15 protein-coding genes and 1 pseudogene are annotated in these 20,017 nt (G+C 73.4%); 6 read left to right on the top strand and 10 right to left on the bottom strand.

Annotated elements, in window-relative coordinates:
* Nucleotides 1-101 precede the first annotated feature (101 nt).
* A complete protein-coding gene (locus ACFXOZ_RS04335) occupies nucleotides 102-731 on the top strand; it encodes a CGNR zinc finger domain-containing protein (RefSeq protein WP_380587338.1) in 630 nt (209 codons plus the stop codon).
* 217 nt (nucleotides 732-948) lie between these two features.
* On the opposite strand, the gene ACFXOZ_RS04340 is transcribed toward ACFXOZ_RS04335, so the two are convergent.
* The 5 genes from ACFXOZ_RS04340 to ACFXOZ_RS04360 form a co-directional block, all read right to left on the bottom strand.
* Nucleotides 949-1,332, bottom strand: a complete 384-nt coding sequence (locus ACFXOZ_RS04340) for a peptidoglycan-binding protein (RefSeq protein ID WP_380587341.1) — start codon at nucleotides 1,330-1,332, stop codon at nucleotides 949-951.
* 146 nt (nucleotides 1,333-1,478) lie between these two features.
* On the bottom strand, nucleotides 1,479-1,949 hold the full coding sequence (locus ACFXOZ_RS04345; protein WP_380587344.1) for a DUF3291 domain-containing protein: 471 nt from the start codon (nucleotides 1,947-1,949) through the stop codon (nucleotides 1,479-1,481).
* Between the two features lie 32 nt (nucleotides 1,950-1,981).
* Entirely contained in the window at nucleotides 1,982-2,635 is a 654-nt protein-coding gene (locus ACFXOZ_RS04350; protein ID WP_380587347.1) for a helix-turn-helix transcriptional regulator, read from the bottom strand.
* Between the two features lie 217 nt (nucleotides 2,636-2,852).
* The gene (locus tag ACFXOZ_RS04355; protein WP_380587350.1) at nucleotides 2,853-3,635 is read right to left on the bottom strand and encodes an AAA family ATPase; all 783 of its coding nucleotides are present in this window, start codon (nucleotides 3,633-3,635) and stop codon (nucleotides 2,853-2,855) included.
* Between the two features lie 395 nt (nucleotides 3,636-4,030).
* Nucleotides 4,031-5,989, bottom strand: coding sequence for an SMI1/KNR4 family protein (locus ACFXOZ_RS04360; RefSeq protein WP_380587353.1), 1,959 nt, complete (start codon nucleotides 5,987-5,989; stop codon nucleotides 4,031-4,033).
* Between the two features lie 447 nt (nucleotides 5,990-6,436).
* Here ACFXOZ_RS04360 and ACFXOZ_RS04365 point away from each other — a divergent pair, with 447 nt between their 5' ends.
* The gene (locus ACFXOZ_RS04365) at nucleotides 6,437-7,510 is read left to right on the top strand and encodes a ParB/RepB/Spo0J family partition protein (protein WP_380587356.1); all 1,074 of its coding nucleotides are present in this window, start codon (nucleotides 6,437-6,439) and stop codon (nucleotides 7,508-7,510) included.
* On the opposite strand, the gene ACFXOZ_RS04370 is transcribed toward ACFXOZ_RS04365, so the two are convergent.
* Nucleotides 7,503-8,228 carry a hypothetical protein gene (locus ACFXOZ_RS04370; RefSeq protein ID WP_380525982.1) on the bottom strand — a complete coding sequence of 242 codons (726 nt, stop codon included), beginning with the start codon at nucleotides 8,226-8,228 and terminating at the stop codon, nucleotides 7,503-7,505. The genes ACFXOZ_RS04365 and ACFXOZ_RS04370 overlap by 8 nt on opposite strands.
* 331 nt (nucleotides 8,229-8,559) lie before the next feature.
* Between ACFXOZ_RS04370 and ACFXOZ_RS04375 the strand changes: the two genes are divergently transcribed.
* On the top strand, nucleotides 8,560-9,984 hold the full coding sequence (locus tag ACFXOZ_RS04375; protein WP_380525984.1) for a S1 family peptidase: 1,425 nt from the start codon (nucleotides 8,560-8,562) through the stop codon (nucleotides 9,982-9,984).
* A 152-nt stretch (nucleotides 9,985-10,136) separates the two neighbouring features.
* On the top strand, nucleotides 10,137-10,448 hold the full coding sequence (locus ACFXOZ_RS04380; protein WP_380587359.1) for a hypothetical protein: 312 nt from the start codon (nucleotides 10,137-10,139) through the stop codon (nucleotides 10,446-10,448).
* A 301-nt stretch (nucleotides 10,449-10,749) separates the two neighbouring features.
* Here ACFXOZ_RS04380 and ACFXOZ_RS04385 read toward each other — a convergent pair whose 3' ends face one another.
* Both ACFXOZ_RS04385 and ACFXOZ_RS04390 read right to left on the bottom strand, forming a co-directional pair.
* On the bottom strand, nucleotides 10,750-11,226 hold the full coding sequence (locus ACFXOZ_RS04385; RefSeq protein WP_380587362.1) for a hypothetical protein: 477 nt from the start codon (nucleotides 11,224-11,226) through the stop codon (nucleotides 10,750-10,752).
* A gap of 103 nt (nucleotides 11,227-11,329) precedes the next feature.
* Nucleotides 11,330-12,160, bottom strand: coding sequence for a hypothetical protein (locus ACFXOZ_RS04390; protein WP_380587365.1), 831 nt, complete (start codon nucleotides 12,158-12,160; stop codon nucleotides 11,330-11,332).
* Between the two features lie 707 nt (nucleotides 12,161-12,867).
* On the opposite strand from ACFXOZ_RS04390, the pseudogene ACFXOZ_RS04395 reads away from it, so the two are divergent.
* A pseudogene (locus ACFXOZ_RS04395) lies at nucleotides 12,868-15,444 on the top strand (BTAD domain-containing putative transcriptional regulator); the annotation flags it as partial.
* A gap of 273 nt (nucleotides 15,445-15,717) precedes the next feature.
* Here ACFXOZ_RS04395 and ACFXOZ_RS04400 read toward each other — a convergent pair.
* Nucleotides 15,718-17,286, bottom strand: a complete 1,569-nt coding sequence (locus tag ACFXOZ_RS04400; protein WP_380587500.1) for an FG-GAP-like repeat-containing protein — start codon at nucleotides 17,284-17,286, stop codon at nucleotides 15,718-15,720.
* A 94-nt stretch (nucleotides 17,287-17,380) separates the two neighbouring features.
* Nucleotides 17,381-18,673 (bottom strand): FG-GAP-like repeat-containing protein, encoded by a 1,293-nt coding sequence (locus ACFXOZ_RS04405; protein ID WP_380587368.1) that lies wholly within the window; start codon nucleotides 18,671-18,673, stop codon nucleotides 17,381-17,383.
* 352 nt (nucleotides 18,674-19,025) lie between these two features.
* Between ACFXOZ_RS04405 and ACFXOZ_RS04410 the strand changes: the two genes are divergently transcribed.
* Nucleotides 19,026-20,006, top strand: a complete 981-nt coding sequence (locus tag ACFXOZ_RS04410; protein WP_380587371.1) for a hypothetical protein — start codon at nucleotides 19,026-19,028, stop codon at nucleotides 20,004-20,006.
* The last annotated feature ends 11 nt before the right edge of the window (nucleotides 20,007-20,017 follow it).

A 20,017-nucleotide genomic window follows, 5' to 3' on the forward strand; every position in this document is an offset into this window, starting at 1 on the left:
GGGGAGCGATCGCCCGAACGTCAAAAGTCCACCGGTTCAAGCGGTGGACCTGAAAGCTAGCCGTTTGCCCGAAATCATGTCAACCGCATAAAGTGGTGGACATGGAGAGCAGTGTGGAGGACATGGGCGGCAAGGACGGCGGCCGCGAGGGACGCCAGCGCGCCAAGACCGACTTCCGCTTCGACGACGCCCGGCTGTGCTTCGCCTTCGCCGGCACCCTGGCCGACCGCGGCACCGGCACGCCCTTCGAACGGCTGGCCCGGCCAGAGGACTTGAGCCGCTGGGCCGTGCAGAGCGCCTGCACGACAGCCGCGCCGCCCTGCACCGAAGCCGACCTGGACCACGCCAGGCAGCTGCGCGAGGCGATCCAGCGAACCGGCCGCGCCCTGGCGGACGCCGTCCCGCCCTCCCCCGCGGACATCGCGCTCGTCAACCGCGCCGCCGCCGAGCCGCCCCCGAGGCCCGAACTCGCCCCCGACGCGGCCACCGTGCGCCGGCACGGCGACTCGATCGCGGCGGTGCTCTCGATGGTCGCCCGGGACCTGATCGCCCTCTGCGCCTCGGAGCACCGCACCCGCGTCCGTGTCTGCGGCAACCCCGGCTGCGGCGCCCTCTTCGTCGACACCTCCCGCGCGGGCGCCCGCCGTTGGTGCTCGATGAAGACCTGCGGCGCCCTCGTCAAGAAGCGCGCCTACCGGGCGAGACTGCACACGCCCGCCGACGACGCCTGACCGGGGGCTCCCCGGCCGCCGCCGCGCTCCGGAGCTGCCCGGCGGCGGCGCCGGGGTGCACCGGCCCGCCGCCCATCTCGCGTACACCGCGGGCACGGGCTACCAGCGGCGCCGGCTGCGGGCGTTCGCGATTGACGGCGTCCACGACGCCAGACGGCCCTGCCACTCCTTCGCAGGAGTGGCAGGGCCGTCTGGCATCATCGGCGAGGCTACGAAGCTACGAAGTCGTCGGGATGTAGTCGTGGCAATAGCCCATGACGCCCAGCGGATTGATCTTCCAGTACGAGTTCCACAGGGCGGTGCCGGTCCTGGGCCCGACAATGCCGTCGATGTCAAGGCCGTTGCCGTACGCGCGCTGGAAGTCCTCGACCGTGCTCTTCGCGTCCGGCCCGAAGTCGCCGTCCACGGCGATCCTGTGGCCGAGACCGACACCGTTCAGGAAGGCCTGGACACACGAAACCGCAGGTCCGTGCGACCCCTTCTGCACACAAGGGGCGCTGGTGGAGGCCTCGGCCGTTCCGCTGAGGCCGATGACCACGGACAGCGACAACGTCAGGCCCGCAGCGACCCGTGCTATTGCGCGCGTGCTCTCAGTCGCCACGGACGCGGCTCCTTGACCGGGGCCGCCGGCCCACCGAACGGCGTGCACGCGCCGGCGCTCCGCCGCCGCAGGTTGAACGCCCGCAACTTGGACGGCCTGAGGACCTGCCCCCGGGGGCTGGTCCTCAGGCCGGCGGGAGCGGCCGTTCACGCGCCCGTGGGTGGTGGGGCCGCGTCCGGGGTGCGAGGGGAGTTGAAGGTGAAGGCGCGTGGGGAGGGGCCGTTCTGGCGCAGGTCGGCCAGTCGTTCCAGGGCCTCGTCGATGTCCGGCAGGTGTCCGGCCGGGACCCACCACAGGACCAGGTGCGCCTCGACGTTGCGTTCGAACCACTCGCGTCGGCGCCGCATCGCCTCCAGGTGCCCGCTGCGGTAGGTGAACTCCCACAGCGCCTCCTGGCTCTCCCAGACCGACATGTTGACGACGACGTCCTCGCCCGCCGGGCGCAGGGCGCTCGCGTCGTCCGTCCCGTCCGCGGTGAGCCGCCAGACGAAGCCGGGGGCGGTGTCCGCGGCAGCGTTGATCGGGGAGACCATCTCGACGAACGGCGCGATGCGCGGGTCGTCGACGGGGTGGCGGAGCGTGGCGACGTTGAACTGGGCGAGGTGGTGGGAGGTCATGGCGCCATCCCAGCACGGGCCTTCTTTCTATGTCAATCAGTATTGTTTTTAGAAGGCTCGACCACCACGCAGCACTCCCCCGGCCGGGCGTCCATCCGGGCGCGGAGGGCGCCGTCCGCGCCGAGAAGTCCCTCCAGGAGGGCGAGGTTCATGCCGCAGACCAGGGGCGGGAAACGCTCGGCGACGGAGTGGAAGGGGCAGTTGCGCATGCGGATGGCCCCCTCCTCCAGGCGGGGTTCGTACCCGCGGGCGGCCAGCAGCGCGACGGCCTCGTCGAGCCCCCCGCAGGGCGCGGCCGCTCCGCGCTCGGCCTCTCCCCTCCGCCGCGCGGCTGCGCGCAGCCCGTCGTCCAACCCGGCGCGCTCGGCGGCCTCGGCGAGCAGTTCGGCGGCTGTCCGGTAGTCGCGCGCGGGCAGCGACACCCCCAGCTCGGCGCGCGTGCGCGTGTACACCTTCGCCGGCCGCCCCGCCCCCGGCCCCGACCGCCCGGTGAGCCTGCGGCTGCCGCTCTCCAGCAGCCCGGCCTCGACCAGCTTCTCCAGGTGGTGCGCCGCCAATGTCCGCGTCACCCCGACGGCCTCCGCCGCCTCGTTGCGGCTCACCTCGCAACCCTGGGCCGACACGTACTCGTAGAGGCGGCGGCGCACGGGGTCGTGCAGGGCGGCGATCGCTTCGATGTGCTCCATGCGGCCATTCTAGGAACAATGGCCATTGGAGATAGAGGCGCTGGCCGCAGGGGCCGGCGGGCCCGGGCGAACGCACCCGGCGCGCCGACGCGGGCACAGGCGCAGGCACAGGCACAGGCACAGGCACAGGCACAGGCAGGGCAGTCGGCGACGAGGCTGCTGTCGATCAGGACGGTCCGGATGCGTCCGTCGGGTCCGGGCGTGACGTCGGCGTGCGTCAGGCCCGTGGGGGAGATGGGTCCGGTTCGTCCTCGCCGAACAGGTCGCGCAGGAAGCGCTCGGGCCGGTTCACGAAGGCGCGGGTCAGCGTGACGGGCTCGGCTTGGTCGTATCCCACCTGCTCGATGGTGCCGTCGGCTTCGAGTTGCAGGATCCGGGCGCCGGGGAGGGCGAGCAGGATCGGCGAGTGCGTCGCGATCACGAACTGGCTTCCCTGGGTGATGAGTTCGCGCATTCTGACCATCAGGGCCAGGCAGCCCTGCACGGAGAGCGCCGCCTCCGGCTCGTCGAGGACGTAGAGGCCGTTCGGCCCGAAGCGGTGGAGCGCGAGGTCCAGGAACGACTGGCCGTGGGAGCGTTCGTGCGGGGAGCGGCCGCCGTAGGCGGGCAGCAGCGGGGTCGGGCCTTCGCGGTCCAGGCGTTCGATCTCGGTGGCGACGTTGTAGAAGCTCTCCGCACGCAGGAAGTATCCGGTGCGCGGGCGCCGGTTCCAGCGCAGCACCAGGTGCTCCCCCAGGACGGACTCGCTGGAGCGGGTGGCGAAGCGGAAGGACTTCGACCCGCCCTCGGCGTTGAACCCGGCGGCCGTGGCGATCGCCTCGATCAGGGTGGACTTGCCCGAGCCGTTGTCGCCGACCAGGAACGTCGCCCCGGGCGCGAACTCGATCCGCCCCGACTCGGCGAGGCGGGCGACCACGGGCAGGTCGAACGGGTAGCCGCCGGCCTCGGGGCCCGGTTCGACCTGGACGTGACGCAGGAACCCCGGGGCGAAGACACTCATCGAACGATCGTAGGCCGGGGCACCGACACCGGCCGCCGGGCGGCGGGGTCGGCCCTCGCCGCCCGGTGCAGCGGGGGACGAGGGGCCGGGCCGCATGTGCCCCGGCTACGTCGCGGGCTCGGCCGTGGCCTTCGCCGTCGCCGCACGCCAGGTGGCGATGGTGGCGGCCGCCTTGGTCTCGAAGTCCGGGTCGCGCCAGGCGCCCGGCATGCCGATCACCGCCGGCAGCTTGAAGTCGCCGTCACGTCCTGCCCCGATCCTCGTACCCCCTGTGGGCTTGCCGTTCGCGCGCCGAACCCTGGAGGCGCGCACCGCCGCCGTACCAGCAATGACCGGGTGGAGGCGTCGGGTGGAAGCCGGACCAGTGGCTCCGTATCCGTACGGAGGCGGCCCGGCTACGGTGTTGCCCGGCCGGCGACGAACTCGTCCCGGGTGGCGATGGTGTCCGCCGGGGGCACCGTGTCGGCCGGAACGGCTCCGAAGGGCTCCCCGTTCCCGGGCGGCCGCGCCCATGGGCGAGTGGTGAACGTGTGTAGTCGCCCGTTCATGATCGCGTGGCGTGGCAGGTGGACTCCGAACTCACCGGACACGGCCTCCAGCAGCGGGCGCTCCGCGGCGGTGACCTCCTCCCCCTCGCCGAAGAACCGGTCCGGGTCCAGCGCCGGTGGCGTCCGCCCGGTACGGTGCAGTTCCCCGTCCGCGTACGTGAAGGCGTACTGCTCGACGCCGTCCTGTGCCACGGAGAGATGGAAGAAGGGCCGCCCGTGCCCGCTTCTCAGGCCGCCCCACCCGACCACCGCGCGGGTACCCTCGCCGGCTGCCGCTGCGGCCGGGGAGACGAACCGCCGCAGGTCGAAGTACGCGACGTCGTCCTCGAAGGCGAAGCTCCAACAGGGACCGGCCCGACCGACCGCCGCCAGGGCCGTGTCGACGACGTACGGGACGGCCCCCGGTCCGCGGGACGCGAAGCCGCGTGCTTCGTCGCGGGTCATGGGCCGGTTCAGCACCGTCCCGTCGCCGTCCGCGAGGCGCCCCGGCAGGTCCGCCGGTGCCACTCCCTCGACCAGGACGAAGCGGTAGGACGTGGGGATGCCGGGGGTGTCCGGGTCCGCGAGCCATGCCAGGTCGCCCGGGTCGCGGTCGGCCGAGCGGCCCGGTGCCTCGCCCGCCTGTCCGCCCCTGGGGGTGGACAGCAGCTCGCAGCCCCGCTCCGGGGTCAGCAGCGGCCCGAGCAGGGGGTCGGCCACCCATCCCAGCGGCGCCAAGTGGTCGGGTCCCGATGGCTGCCACGCCGGCAGGGCGTCCGTCAGAATCCGCCACGCCCCGTCGGTGTCGCCCCACCGCGCCAACTCCCTCGCCCGTTCGACCGCCTCCCCGAACGGTCCGGCCGCCGTGTACCGGTACGTGCCGTTGCGCACCCGCTCCAGCGTCGCAAACGCCAGCGACACCACCTCCCGCCCGGCTCCCCGAAGGTGGAACAGCAGGGCGGAGTCGTCCCTGTGCCCGCGGACCACGTGCTCGGCGGCCAGCACCGGGAGCAGTTCGGGCGCGTAACGCGGGTCGGCCGCCATGCCGTCGAAGTACACCATGTACGTGCGTCCGAGCAGGCGACGCATCTGGTCCCCCAGTGCGGCGGCCCGCGGCCTGCCGTACCCCTTCGCCTCGTCCAGCACGTGCCCGGCCCGTTCCCAGTCGCCGCGCAGCGCCTCCAGGCGGGCCCGCTCCACCCGCGTGTCCAGCTCCCGCGTCAGGTCGTTGGCGAACTCCGGTCCCCCGTCGGTGCGGCCTGCCCGCAGGCAGTGGAACTCGCGGTGCATGTCCCGCATGAAGTCGGCGAAGTTCGCGTACCGTTCGGGCGGCGCGGCCCGCCAGCTCGCCCACGTGTACACAGCCCACTCGCCGTCGTCATCCACGTCCTCGGGATCCAGCAGGACGTGGGTCATGTCGGACTCGACATCGAGCTGGAGCCCTCGCCGCCAGATGCCCGCCCCCCGCCGCTCGGCGTCCGTGGCGTCGTCGTCCAGGCGCTCCTCGAAGATGTCCGCGGGTGCGGACTCGTTGTCGTGCCAGCGCGCGTCCGCCGTCCCCGCCAGCAGGCCGATGAACCCGCCGGCGTTCCGCCATCCGTCGCTGACCTCGAGGAACTCCCGGTACGACGGGGGCATCCGACGGCCGAGGCGCTCCTCCATGGCGACGATCCGCTCCTCGGAGGCCGACGGGAACCCGAGCCAGCGAGCCCGCCGGGCCGTTTCGTCCTCCTCGCGTCGTGTCCCGCCATCGGCCAGGGAGTCCGACCACTCCCCGCTCCATCCGAGCAGGAACGGCCGCCAGTCGAGCGGTGTCGTGTGCGTCATGCGCCCGATGCTGTCAGCCGCCGCTGACACCGTTCCGTACCGTCCCTGACGGGGGCGCAGCGGCTCTCCTCGCTCCGCCCCGCCTGGGGCGGGCAGTCGGCGCGGGCCACGCCGGCCTGCTCCGGGCCGGGCGGTTCCGTGCCCTCGGGACGGTGCCGGACAGGCGGACGTGTCCGAGGGGTGCCCGAGGGGGTGCCCAGGAGAGTGGCGCGGGCGCAGCTGCCTTTCCTAGGATCCGGCTTCGGCCCGGCGCAGGGCCTTCGAGGGGTCCGCCGACGGCGGTCCGTCGGCCGGCGGCCGTGCGCCTTGGCGGCGCGCCCGCGGCGCATGTGTCGTATGGGGAGAGCAGAGCAGATGTTCCAGCAGACCGTCCGCACGGCCGCCGCCGCACGGCGGGGAGCGCGTGTGCACCGGCCCTCCGGGCGGGGCGTACGGGAGTCGGGTTCCGTGCCGCTCTCGGTCCTGCGGCCCGGGGTCGCCCTGCGCGGCCGCGGGCTCGACCCGGAGCACGTCGGGTTCCTGGCCTCGCTCGACGAAGCTCTGCCCCCCGTACTGGTGCGCCGTGCGGACCTGCGGGTCATCGACGGGATGCACCGCGTCGAGGCCGCGCGGCAGCGGGGGCGGGCGTTCATCGACGTGGAGTTCTTCGACGGCACGGCCCACGAGGCCTTCCTGCTCGCGGTCGAGGCCAATGCCCGGCACGGCCTGCCGCTCTCACCGGCCGACCGGCGCGCTGCGGTCGAGCGGATCCTCGTGACCCATCCGCAACTGTCCGACCGTGCGATCGCCAGGCTGTCGGGCCTCGGTGCCAAGGCGGTGGCGTCCGCGCGACGCCGTGCAACTGCCGCCTCGCCGCAGTTGCACACCCAGCCGGCGGCCCGGATCGGGCTCGACGGTCGCACCAGGGCCCTCGACGCCACCCAAGGGCGGCTGCGGGCGGCCGACCTGATGGCCGAGGACCCGCAGGCATCGCTGCGCACGGTCGCGCGGCTCGCGGGCATCTCACCCGGGACGGTCGCCGACGTCCGCAGGCGTCTCGGCAACGGGGAGGGGCCCGTGACGGTTCCGGCGGTGGTTCGCGGAGCGGGACGGCCTCCGGCCGCGTCGTCGGCCGGGGCCGGAGTTGCCGGTCCTCCCGATCGGTCGACCCCCGGCGCCCGGGTTCCGGCGACGACGGCCACGGCCGTGACGGTCCCCGTCACGACGCCGCCTCCGCCGCACGCCGACGGCCACGGGCGGGGAGCGGCCCTGCCGGGGCCCAGGGCGAACCTGCTCGTCGAGAGGCTCTCCCGCGATCCCTCGCTCGTCCTCAAGGAGGACGGCCGCAGGCTCCTGCGGCTGCTGCACCGGAGCGCCGCCGCCGACTGGCCGAGTCTGTTCGCTGCCGTGCCACCGCACTGCGGGGGCCAGGTCCAGCGCCTCGCGCGCCGGTACGCCGCCGAGTGGCTGGAGTTCGCCCGGCAGTTGGAGGCGCGCGAGGCGGCGGCGCAGGAGGGGACCAGGGCCTCCCGGGCTACTTGAGGCCTTCGGCGACCCGGACGAGCTCCTGGTCGGTGAGGGCGACGGGCGCACCGGTGGAGACGGTGAACGTGTAGGTGCCGTCGTACCAGCTCAGCGACCGGGGCCCGAGGTTCGGGTCGGCGCTGGTGAAGGCCGCCGGATGCCCCTTGACCGTGGTCGTGGCGGTGGGCCGGTCGGTCGGTGCGGGGTCGGCGCCGCCCCTGCTCTGGCGGATGATCAGGGAGGCCCCGGCCCTGGGTTCGGTGCCGACGTGGTAGCCCGTGGCCCAGTTCGGCCGGTCCTCGGGGAACGGGGCCAGGCCGGGGATCTGGGCGATCTGGTCCTCCGGGTAGGGGAAGTACTGGTCGGGGAGGTACGTCGGCAGGGCGAGGTCGCGGCCGTCGAAGTGGATGACGGGGCGACCGGTGACCGCGTCGATCAGCGGCTTGTCCCCGAGAGGTGCCTTCAGCCGGGCCGTGATGCGCGCGTAGCCGCCCATGGGGTCGCAGAGCCCCGGCGGGTCGGTGACCGGGACCGTGTGCCGGACCGAGACCCTCACCTTGTCCGGCAGCTCACGGACCACGAGTTCCGGCCGCGACTCGCAGCCCCAGCCGACGCTGAGGGTGAGGGTGCGTCCGTCCGCACTCGCCAGCAACTGGCCAGTGGCCGCGCCCTCGTGCACCCGCGCGCCGGGGGACCCGGTCGCCCATGTGGTCAGCGCGACCGCACCGCCTGCCACCCCCGCCGCCACGATGACCGGCCACCCGCGCCGCCCCGGGCGCGTCCCGCGACGGCTGCCCGCCTGCCCCATGATTCCTCCCGATGTCGAGGGGAATGGTTCCCCTTTCGGCCGGGAGAGTCAAAGAATTCGGGCCGACCGCGCCCCGGTCCGGATCGGGGGGATTCCCGGCGGCACGGGTGAAGAATCGATGGAGGGGCCCTGTTCACGCCCGAAAAGATCGCATTCGATCTACTTGGGTGAAAGGCGTGCCTTCGATTTCCCCATCATTCGGCCTAGGTTCCGTGCAGCGGGCCGCAAGTGGCCTCGCACCGCATTCCCGAGGAGCCCTGTGAAGCATGTAAAGCACTGGAAGAATTCCGGCCGGACGCGTCTGCTGGTGGCAACGGCCCTGCTGTCCACCGTGCCGGCCACGGTCCCGGCCCTGGCCGCCCCGGGCGGCGGCGCGCCGGACGTTCCCCGTCCGGCCCAGGCCCGCGGTACGGACCGGCCCGCGCCGGTTCCGGCCTCGGGTGAGGAGGCGCTGACGGGCAAGGTCGCCCCCGGGATCATCGAGCTGATGAGGAGACAGGAGGTCCTCGACCGGGCCGTGGAGCTGATCACCGGTGGACGGGAGGAGTTCGAGCGCGACCGGATACCGGGCTTCTCCGAGGTGGAGGTCGACCCGGCGGCCAACCGCGTCCTGCTCCACTGGAAGGGAGACCTGCCGCAGCCGGTGGCCGCCGTGATCCGCGACCTGCCGGACGGGGTGAAGGTCGAGGTGCTCCCGGCCAAGTACTCCAAGGCGGAACTGCACGCGGCCCGGGCCAGGCTCGTGCCCGACGGCACGCCCTTGGTCCTCACCGCCGACAGGCCCAGCCACATCAGCAGCATCGGCCCGTCTCTGGACGGCAGCGGCCTCGACCTCGGCTACGAGCCCGAGGACGAACGGGCCAGGGGCGCGCACTCCGCGTCCGCCCCGCTCTCGGACGAGGAACTGACGCCCCGGATCGAATCCCTCGCGTCGGCCCTGGCCGGCGTGGAGGTCCACGCCCGGCGGGAAGCCCAGGTCATCGACCTGACCCGGGGAGAGGACGGATCCCCCTGGCACGGCGGCGCCGGCGTCGAGACCCCGGGCGGCACGATCTGCTCGACCGGCTTCGGGGTGTACGGCGCCAATTCCAGGGACCTGGTCACCACCGCCTGGCACTGCGGCGAGGGAAACTACCGGACCTGGTACAGCAGGCAACCCATGGGCAACGCCTCGAAGAAGGACGGGAACGCCTCCGACGACACCATCGGAATCGCCCCGCACACGGGAAGATCGGGTGCCTACGTTTACGACGGCCCCTGGAACGAGAGCACCGGTTACGCCAAACCCGTCGCCGGATACGGTGGCAACAACGTGGGCGATTACGTCTGCCATTCCGCAGCCAACTCCGGCGTCCACTGCGGTCTCCGCGTCCAGGAGGTGGACCGGCATGTCGTGGGGCCGAACAAGGTCCTGCGCAAGTTCGCCGACAAGGTCGTCCAGACCGACCCCAACGAGATCGCCGCCGCGAACGGCGACTCGGGCGGCCCGGTGTTCGCCCTGACCGACGGCGGGAGGAAGGACCAGGCCCGAGGGACCATCACGTCCCTGGAGAACGAAATGAACTGCAACGGACGCAAGCTGTCCGACGGCGGCTACCGCCCCCCGTGGTGCTTCAAGGCGATGTGGTACGTCCCCATCTCCCAGACCCTGGCCGACATGGGCTGGACCCTCAGGACGAGCTGATCCGGCTCCGGGCCCGGACCCGGCGGGAGTGGTGACGCCGGGTGGCAGGATGTCGATGCGACGAGTCGCTTCCGCCGATCGCGCCGACCCGCTTCCCGACCCAGGATGAAGGGCAGGACCGGCCGCGTGGCCGCCGGACGGAAAGGTTCTCCGTGCGCTTCCTCGACTCCTCCTCCTTCACCGCCGAACGCCCGTGGGGCGCGCTCGACCTCGCGGAGCTGGACGACGCGACCGTGCGCCTGCACTGGACCGACCGGCCCTACCGCTGGCACGTCAACGACGGACCGGAGGTGTTCGTCGTCCTCGACGGCGCCGTCGACATGCACTACCGCGTCGACGGCACCGAGCGGGTCGAGCACCTCACACCGGGCCGGGTGTGCTGCGTGGAGCCCGGGGACGAACACGTCGCCCGCCCTGCCCCCGAGGCCCGCATCCTGGTCGTCGAGCGGCGGGGCAGCGACTGACCGTCACCGACGCCGCGTCGCGGCGACACCGCACGCGACTCCGGCACACCGGCAGGGGTGTCACACGGGAACGGGTTGCGTGCGGTCGGCGCGGGCGGGTCGGGCGGGGAGTGAGTGGGACTGCGATTCGGCCGCCCGGAGGCCGGCCTGGTCGCACAGGGCGCCGATGCGCGCGGCCGCGGTGGGGTGACCGGGCCGGTCAGGGCCGCCGCGGGGTCGTCGCAGAGGGCCAGGACGGCGGCCTCGGCCTGGCGGCCCCTCGGCCGAAGGGCGAGCGAGGGGCCGGGGCGCATGTGCCCGGCTACGTCGCGGGCCCGGCCGTCGCCGTCGCCGTCGCCGCGCGCCAGGTGGCGATGACGTCGGCCGCCTTGGTCTCGAAGTCCGGGTCGCGCCAGGCGCCCGGCATACCGATCACCGCCGGCAGCTTGAAGTCGCCGTGCTCCCGGTGGGTGACCCGCACGACGTCCCCGGAGTCGGGGCGGTCGCGGTTCTTCCCGACCTCGACGCTGGTGATGTCCGCCCAGGCGAACCGCTTGCGGGAGCCCAGCGCCCCGGTCCACCAGATCTCGCGGTCGTCGAAGTTCACACTGATGAAGGCGCCCCTCACCTGGAGGAACCCACCGATGATCAGGAGCGCGCCGAAAGCCACGACGATGACGGTCCGGAGGTCCGCCGGGACGGACGAAGCGCGGTGGAGAAGGTAGGCGCCACCGGCCAGGAAGAGCGTCGAGAAGATCCACTGACGGCGTATCTGTGCCGGGTGGAGACGGTAGGTCACGTGTTTCACCAGCGGATCTTGGCAGGTCGGACGCATCTGAGGAAGCGTCACCGTCGCCCCCCTGCCGTAGCCGAGGTCGGCCGGCCCGAGGCCGTGCTCCCGGCTACGGCTTCGCCTTGCCGGCGACGAACTCGTCCCAGGTGGCGACGGTGTCGGCCGGGGGCGCCGTGATGGCCGGGACGGCGCCGAAGTCGGAGTACTCCTCGACGACCTCGCTCCGGCCCTTGCTGCCGGTGGTGACCTGCTGCGACTTCAGCACCAGGTCGTCCTTGCCGACCCACATGTCGAGGTCCGCCGAGGTCTCGCCCCGCCTCTTGGCCAACTGGACGTAGTAGTCGCGCACCTCGTCCTTGATGGCGGGCCCGCTGTAGTGGGCCAGCTCGTCGAAGACCACCGTGCCGCGGTAGTGGTCGGCCGGCCGGCCGCCCACCTGCTCCTCGCCGACCCAGGAGGTGGACCCGGTCGAGGCGAGCGAGCCCGCGATCTCGTTGACGAACCCCGCCGCCCGTGCGCTGCCGGGGCTGCCGGCCGTCTTCTGGTCCATCCGGTACCAGCTCTTGCCCGGGACGTGGTCCGACTTCATGTAGATGCCGTCGCCGGTGGCGATGATGTGGTTGAAGCCGCTGGGGTTGTCCTCGGACTTCTCCCCCCAGGACTTGATGGCCGAGGCGTACGGCTGCTGCTGGAAGAACATCTCGGACCTGTCGGATCCGCCCCCGCCCGTCTGGACCGTCTTGTAGGAGGCCTGTTCCGCGGTCTTCCTGGCCGCGGCCATCAGCACGGTCCGGGCGTCGGTCCGGGCGTCGGCCCGCTTCGTCGCCGCCTCGTTCCCGCTCCGGGCCGCATCGCCGCCGTGGGGCTCCCCGCCGCCGTGCGACTCCCCGCCGCAGCCCGCCAGGGCCAGCGTGAGCGCCGCCCCCGCGGCCGCCGCCACGACGCCCCTCCTCATCACCCGCACAGCTCTGATTCCTCCTCGGTCGTTTCGACCTGCATGACCATGGTTGTTGCCCGGGCCGGGCCGGACCGCCGACGATCTCGAGCGTCCGCCTCCCGAAGCACCACCCGCCCGCGCCGGGCGGGCCGCTCCACCCGCGAAACGGCGGGCGACCCCGGGTTAAGGTCAGTTTGACGATAACATCCTTCGTCCCCGGACCGACAACCGCTGCCCCGGCGGCCCCGGCGCGGGCGAGCACCTCCCCCACCCCGAGCCGCCCGCCGGGCGCCGAGGCGTACCGGCCCGCCAGACCGGGCCGCGGTGGGAAGGCCTGACGGCCGACCAGACCGACGGCCGGGGAGCAGCGGCGGGGCGGTCGCGGTCGCCGAACGGCTCCGGGCGGCGGCAGCGCGCGGGGTGAGCCCTCTTGAAGGCCCCGGGCACCTGTCCCCTACGGTGTCCGTGATCACCGTGGTCGAACAGCCGGCGGGGTGTGTCAGACCGGGGGATCGATCATGTACTTCAGCCTGCTCGGCCCGCTTCTCGTCCGTATCGGTGGCCAGGAGCGGGCGGTCGGCGGCGCCAAGGTCCGCACGCTGCTCGCGGTGCTCCTGCTGGAGCCCGACCGGCCCGTGCCGTCGGACCGGCTCAGGACCGCCCTGTGGGGCGACAGCCCGCCGGCCTCCGCGAGTGCCTCGCTGCACAACATGCTGGCCCGTCTGCGCGCGCAGCTGGGCGACGAGCGCGGCGAACGCCTGCGTTCCACCCCGCTCGGCTACGTCCTGGAGGTCGCCGCGGGCGAGGTGGACGCCCGGGTCTTCGACCTCGGTGTCCGGCGGGCCCGCGAGGCGCTGCTGCGGGAGGACTGGGACGCCGTGCGGGAGGAGTCGGCGGCGGCGCTCGCCTTGTGGCGCGGCGTTCCGCTGGGCGAGTTCCCGGACCTTCCCGAGGCGCAGGTTCCGCGTCGCCAGTGGCAGGAGGCCCGGCTGGAGGCCCTGGAGTGGCGCATCGAAGCGGAGCTGCGCCTCGGTCATGTCCGGGGGCTGGTGCCCGAACTGACCGCGCTGGCGAACGAGCACCCGCTGCACGAGGCCTTCCACGCCCAGCTGATGCGCGCCCTGCACCGCCTCGGGCAGCGTTCCGAGGCCCTCGCCGTCCACCAGCGGCTGCGCCGCGCCTTGGCCGAGGAGCTCGGCATCGAGCCCGGGCTCGCCGTCCGGACGGCGCATGAGCGGGTCCTGCGCGACGAGGACGAGTACGGGGAACGCACGGGCGGGGAGGGCCGCGCGGGCGGTGCGGAACACGGCGGACGCGGCGGGGGCGGGGAGCCCGGCGCCACCGGGCGGCCCGTGAGAACCGTCCGCCCGCAGGCCCAACTCCCGGCCGCCCTGGCCGACTTCACCGGCCGCGAGGGCGACCTGCGAGCCCTGACCGAGTTCCTCACGGCCGAGCCCGCCGGCGCCCTCCCCCGGGTCGCGGTCGTCTCCGGCATGGGCGGCATCGGCAAGACCGCTCTCGCCGTCCAGGCCGCCCACGCCGTCCGGCACCACTACCCCGACGGCCAGCTCCACGCCGACCTGCGCGGCTTCGGCGCCGCCCCCGCCCGCGACCCGCACGAGCTGCTCGCCGTCCTGCTCGCCGCCCTGGACGACCTCCCCGACCACCCCGACCGCCCCGAGCAGACCTGGCAGACCTGGCAGACCGAGCACCCCGACCGCCCAGGGCAGGCCGGGCGCCGTTCGGGCCCCGGCGCCGCGGCGAGGCCGCTGCCCGAGGACACCGACGACCGGGCCGCCCTGCTGCGCACCGCCCTCGCCGAGCGCCGCGTCCTGCTGGTGCTGGACAACGCCCGCGACGCCGCCCAGGTGGAGCCCCTGCTGCCGGGCGGCTGCCGCAGCGCCGTGATCGTCACCTCGCGCAACGCCCTGCCCGACCTGCCCGCGGGCGCCCGGCTCTCCCTCGCCCCGCTCGACGTCGAGGAGCAGCGCGCCCTGCTCTCCCGGCTCTGCGGCCCCGAGCGGATCCGGCAGGACCCGGACGGTGCGCTGCGCCTGCTGGCCGCCTGCGCGGGCCTGCCCCTGGCCCTGCGCATCACCGGCGCCCGGCTCTCCTCCCGTCCGGCCTGGAGCCTGGGCACCCTGGCCGGGCGCCTGGACGACAGCCGGGGGCGGCTGCGCGCCCTGTCGGTGGGGCGGCTGGCCGTCGAGACCACCTTCGCCACCAGCTACCTCGCCATCCGCGACAGCGAGGACCCGCTGGAGCGCGAGGCCGCCCGGGCCTTCCGGCTGCTGGGCCTGTGGGCGGGCCACACGCTGGGGGTCGACGCCTCGGCCGCCCTGCTGGACCGGCCCCGGGAGCACACCGCGGACCTGCTCGAACTGCTCGCGGACGTCCACCTGGTGCAGACGCCGGAGCAGTGGCGCTACCGCTTCCACGACCTGCTCGGGGAGTTCGCCGCCCAGCGCGCCCTGGAGGAGGAGAGCGCCGGGGCCCGCGAGGAGGCCGCGCTGCGGCTGGGCGTCTGGTACGCGCTCGCGCTGGAGGCCGCCGGCACGGCCGTCGACGCGGCGGGCGCGCCGCGCCTGGCCGAGCCTCCCGCCGCACCGGTGCCCGTCTTCACCGACCCCCAGCACGCCCTGGACTGGTGCCGGCGGGAACTGCCCGTCATCAAGGAGGTGATCCGCCGTGCCGCGGACTCCTCCCGCCCCGATCTCACCTGGCGGCTCGCGATCTGGCTCATGGGGTACGCGAACACCTTCTGGTGGACGGGCGAGTGGGACACCTGCCTGAACCTCGCCCTGAGGTCCGCCGAGGAGCGCGGGGACCGCCTCGGCCAGGCGTGGACGCTGCGTCGGCTCGGCGCCTCCCACGGCATGGCCTTCCGCAACGACCAGGCGATCGAGACCACCTGGGCCGCACTCGCCGTCCTCGACGGCGGACACGATGACGACGTCTGCCGGGCCACCGTCCTGGCGAACCTGTCCATGACCCTCGGTCAGCGGGGCGAGGGCGGCCGGGCCCTGGAGTACGCCCAGGACGCCTGGACCCTCCAGCGGCGGACGGGAGCGGAGGAGGGCGCGATCAGGGTGCGGGCGGCCCTGGCCACGGCGTACCTGCGCAACGAGGACTTCGAGGCCGCCCACACCCACTTCCGCCGGGTCCTCGAAGCCTGCCGGGCCCGCGGCAACCTGACGCACGTCGCCGTGACGCTGGCCAACATCGGCGACTGCCTGGTCGGACTGGGCCGGCAGGAGGACGCCTTCGCCGCTCTCGACGAGTCGCTGGCGATCCGCCGCGGCTTGGGGGACATGAGCGGCATCGCCGACTGCCTGATCATCACCGGCCGGGCCGGCCCACGCCCACTTCGGCCGGCTCCCGCAGGCCCGTGCCTGCTTCGAGCAGGCGGCCGGGATCAGCCGGGACCACTCCATCCCCGCCCTGCTCCGGCGGAGCCTCGACGGCCTCGAACAGCTCCGGGGCGTGCGGCGCTGACCGTGCCGGTGCCGCCCGGGGGCCCGGGCGGCACTGGCAGGTACGGGCGGCACGGGCAGGTGCGGTCAGCCGGTGGGCACTCCGCCGGCCACCTGGCCGAGGCCGGTCCAGCCCCCGCGGCCGTCACCGCCGTTCCAGGCGTAGACGAGAGCGGCGTTGGACGGCGGGTCGGTGCGGATGTAGTCCGCGTTGCCGCCGCCGTCGAAGTCGGCGAACTGCACCCGGCTCTGGTCCGTGGTGAGCCCGCTGGCGGCCTGGCCGATGCCCAGCCAGCCGCCGCCGGCGTCGCCGCCGCGGTTCAGCCAGATCCGTACGGCGCCGCTGGGGTCGATGACGGCGTAGTCGGCCCTGCCGTCGCCGTCGAAGTCGGCCAGGCGCACCCGGCTCTGGTCGGTGGTCAGACCGCTCGCGACGGTCCCGAGGTCCTGCCAACTCCCCTGACCTGCGGTGAACTTGTTGAGGTAGGCGTGCACGGAGCCGTCGGGGTTGATCACCTCGTAGTCGGCCTTGCCGTCGCCGTCGAAGTCGGCCAGGCGCACCCTGGTCGGGTCGGTGGTCAGACCGGTGGCGACGACCCCGATGTCCTGCCAACTCCCCTGGCCGCCGGTGTACTTGTTCAGGTAGACGCGGACCGAGCCGTCCGGGTTGATCACCTCGTAGTCCGCCTTGCCGTCCCCGTCGAAGTCGGCCAGGCGCACCCGGGCCGGGTCGGTGGTCACACCGGTGGCGACCTGGCCGAGCGACTGCCAACCGCCTTGCCCGTCACCGCCCTTGTTCAGCCAGACGTCGACCGCGCCGTCGGCGCCGATGGTGAGGTAGTCGGCCTTGCCGTCCCCGTCGAAGTCGGCGTACCGGACGCGACCGAGGCCGCCCGACTCGCTGGCGGTGTCGGAGGCCACGGATGCCCGCGCCGCACCGTCGGAGAACGCCTGGTCCAGCCCGCCGTAGAAGGCCTGCGCGATCCGCCGGTAGCCGCTGTCGTTGGGGTGGAGGCGGTCGGACATCTCGGCGGGGCTCAGGGCGGGCGGGTCCACGTACCGGAAGGAGTTCCCGGCCTGGGCCTCGACGGCCTGCAGCTGGCGGACCCGGTCGTTGTAGACGGCCGGGGACTCCTGGAGGCCCTGGGTGGTGGGGATCACGCCCTCCATGACCACGGCGGTGCCGGGCCGGTCCGCGTAGATCCGGTCGAGGAGGGCCTTGAGGCGCTCGGGCGCGTGCGCCGGGTCGGCGCCGCGGTCGAGGTCGTTGACGCCGATGTGCAGCAGGACGACGTCCGGGTGCGCGGCGGCGAGCCACTGGTCGATGCCGGCGCGCAGGTCGTCGACCATGTCGCCGGAGTGGCCCTCGTGGGCGAGGTCGGGCAGCTGCCCGCCGGCCTGGGAGCCCACGAACCGTACCGTGTAACGGGATTGGCCGGCGACGAGGCTCCACAGCGGGGCCCGGTAGGACGAGCCGGTGGCGCTGCCGGCGCCCGCGGTGATCGAGTCGCCGAGCGGCATCACGCGCAGCGAGGGTACGGCGGTAGTGGTGGTAGTGGTGGTGGCCGGCGTGGCGGCGTGGGCGGCCGGTGCGGCGGCCGCGGCGAGCAGGGTGCTCAGGCCGAGGGCCAGGATGCGTTTCAAGGTCTCCCCCATGACGTGCGGTCGTTCGGTTGCGGAGGGGGCTCCGGTTGACGGACCGGAGCCCCCTCGGGCGCCGGCGACGGGTGGCCGGCGCCGGTCACGGGCGTCAGGCGCCGGTGGCGACCTGCCCGAGGTTGGTCCAGTTGCTGCCGCCGTCGTAGCGGTAGACGTTGACCGAGTTGTTCGGGTTGGTGGTGATGTAGTCGGCCCGGTTGTCGCCGGTGAAGTCGGCGAGGACGACGGCGTTCTGGTTGGTGGTGACGCCGGTGGCGATCTGCCCCATGGCGGACCACTGGCCGTGGCCGTCGACGTTGCGGTACGCGGTGAGCGAGCCGTTGCCGTTGATGACGGTGTAGTCGGCCTTGCCGTCGCCGTCGAGGTCGGCGAAGCGGACCCTGCTCTGGTCGGTGGTCAGGCCGGTGGCGGAGATGCCGATGTTCTGCCAGCCGCCGCCGGTGTCGCCGCCGCGGTTGAGGTAGGTGGTGACCGAGCCGTCCGGGTTGATGACGTTGTAGTCCGCCCGGCCGTCGCCGTCGATGTCCGCGAAGCGCACCCGGCTGAGGTCGGTGGTCACGCCGGTGGCGACGGTGCCCATGTCCTGCCAGCCGCCGCCGGTGTCGCCGCCGCGGTTGAGGTAGACGTGCACCGAGCCGTCCGGGTTGACGGCGATGTAGTCGGGCAGCCCGTCGCCGTCGAAGTCGGCGAAGCGCACGCGGTTGGGGTCGGCGGTGATGCCGGCGGCGACCTGGACGGGGGAACCCCAGTCGCCGCGGCCGTCGCCGCCGTTGTTCTGCCAGACCGTGACGGCGCCGGTGGCGCCGATGGTGATGTAGTCGTCCTTGCCCCGGCCCCAGAAGTCCGCCCACTTCACGCGGCCGTTGCCGGCCTCGGTGCCCTTGTGGTGGTCCCAGTGCGTCCTGATCATGCGCCACTGGGCGTCATCGTCCTGGAAGCCGGTCCTGCAGACGGGGTTGCCCTGAGCGACCTTCAGGTAGCAGCCCTTGGGGCTGGCGACGCTCGTCCAGCGGCCGTCCACCCCCAGCTCCATCCAGGCGAGCCCGTAGTCGTGGCTGCCGCAGCCCACGGTCAGGACGTTGGAGCCGTCCGTCGCCAGGCAGGAACCGCCGTAGTACATGGAGCCGTCGACGATCTGGTTCTGGTACCCGGTGACGAAGTACTGGTTGTCGTTGCTGCCGCAGGGCTGGAGTGCGACGGGCCACGCACCGATGTCGGTGGTTCCCACCAGGCACAGCCCCGTCGCCTTGTTCTGGATCTGGAACGCCAAGGGATGCACGTCGGCCGACGCCTGGCCGGCGGAGAACGACAGGCCGGCCACCAGCACGGCGACGACGGTCAGGCCGGCTCTGATCCGGCGGAATCGGGGAACTCTGATCTTCACGTGTCCTGCCTCTGGCGTTGGGTGCGCGCGACCGGCCCGGCTTCGCTGCCGGACCGGTCACGCGGTGACGCCACGAGGCTGGCAGGGTGCTCCAACAGCGACCCAACAATCAACCAACCGTGCACCGTTGCGGAACGGACCACCTCCGCACCCGACAGCTCCGACTCTTCTCGGCGGGCCGGGCGGCCTTTCGCGAGGCGGACATGACAGCTAGCGTACGTACGAGCTGCCCGGTCCATGACGGTCCGTCACCGGATTCCGCCGTGGACTCGCGCGGTACGGACGGGACGCCGCGCCCGCACGCACGCCCGCCCGCACGTCGAAGACGTCCGTCGCACACCCTGGAGAGCCCGTGGATCCCCGCCCCGCTTCCCGCCGGCAGCGCCTGCGCGTTCCCGGCGCCGCCTGCGTCGCACTGCTGTGCTCCGTCGCCCTCGGCGCCGCGACACCGGCGCAGGCCTTCAGCGGGGGCAACCACGAGAGGATCACCCGGGCCGCCCTGGGGGCCGCGGGCTGGCACCCGGCCTCGCTGACGGCGATGGCGGACGGGAACTCGGGCGCCATCGTCGCCAACGACCACGGCGAGTACTTCGGCATCGGCAAGCTGCACTGCGACAACGCCGACTACCTCGACCCCCGGTACGACAGCCGCTACCCCCGCACCCGCGGGCAGGCCGACGCCGAGATCATCGACTGCGTCGACGGTTCCGTCCACAACTTCAAGCGGGCCGCCGCCGCCGCGGACCGGCTGGTCGACGCGAACGGGCACGTCGTCGCCGCCCAGACCGCCATCTCCCCGGCCTGCGACTGGAACGACCGGCCGGGACGGGCGAAGTGCGAGGTGCTGGAGGACCTGGGCCGCGGCTGGCACCAGATCGAGGACTTCTACGCCCACAGCAACTGGGTCGACCAGGCCGGCCCGGGAGCCGTCGGCGTCAAGAACCCCCCGGGCCTGGGCAGGACCGACCTGCCCGCGTTCTTCTCCATCGCCCGCTACAGCTCCATGAGCAGGCCCGACTGGGCCAAGGACGCCACCGCCCACATCCCGCACGACCTGGCGACCGGCTGCTACCCGGACCGCGACCACAGCGGAACGGTGTCCGACTGCGCGAACCGCGTCACCCACGACGGAGTGCTGAACAAGGACACCAAGGACACCCCGCGCTCGGCCGTCGGCCACAACTTCGACCGCGCCTACGACCTCGCCGTCAAGGACATCACCCGTCAGTGGAACGACTTCAAGGACGAGCTCCGGCGCAGGTACCCGACCAACGGCCGTGCGCAGGCGATGATCTGCGCCATCACCCATGACCACCCGGACAAGACCTGCTGAGCGGAACGGAA

It is taken from the genome of Kitasatospora sp. NPDC059160 (assembly GCF_042755465.1).
In the GTDB taxonomy this organism is placed as follows: domain Bacteria; phylum Actinomycetota; class Actinomycetes; order Streptomycetales; family Streptomycetaceae; genus Kitasatospora.

Bases quoted from the DNA above. Each gene is read 5' to 3' on its own strand.
- ACFXOZ_RS04400 (WP_380587500.1), bottom strand. From the start codon at position 17,286: ATGGGGGAGACCTTGAAACGCATCCTGGCCCTCGGCCTGAGCACCCTG.
- ACFXOZ_RS04335 (WP_380587338.1), top strand. From the start codon at position 102: ATGGAGAGCAGTGTGGAGGACATGGGCGGCAAGGACGGCGGCCGCGAG.
- ACFXOZ_RS04355 (WP_380587350.1), bottom strand. From the start codon at position 3,635: ATGAGTGTCTTCGCCCCGGGGTTCCTGCGTCACGTCCAGGTCGAACCG.
- ACFXOZ_RS04345 (WP_380587344.1), bottom strand. From the start codon at position 1,949: ATGACCTCCCACCACCTCGCCCAGTTCAACGTCGCCACGCTCCGCCAC.
- ACFXOZ_RS04360 (WP_380587353.1), bottom strand. From the start codon at position 5,989: ATGACGCACACGACACCGCTCGACTGGCGGCCGTTCCTGCTCGGATGG.
- ACFXOZ_RS04350 (WP_380587347.1), bottom strand. From the start codon at position 2,635: ATGGAGCACATCGAAGCGATCGCCGCCCTGCACGACCCCGTGCGCCGC.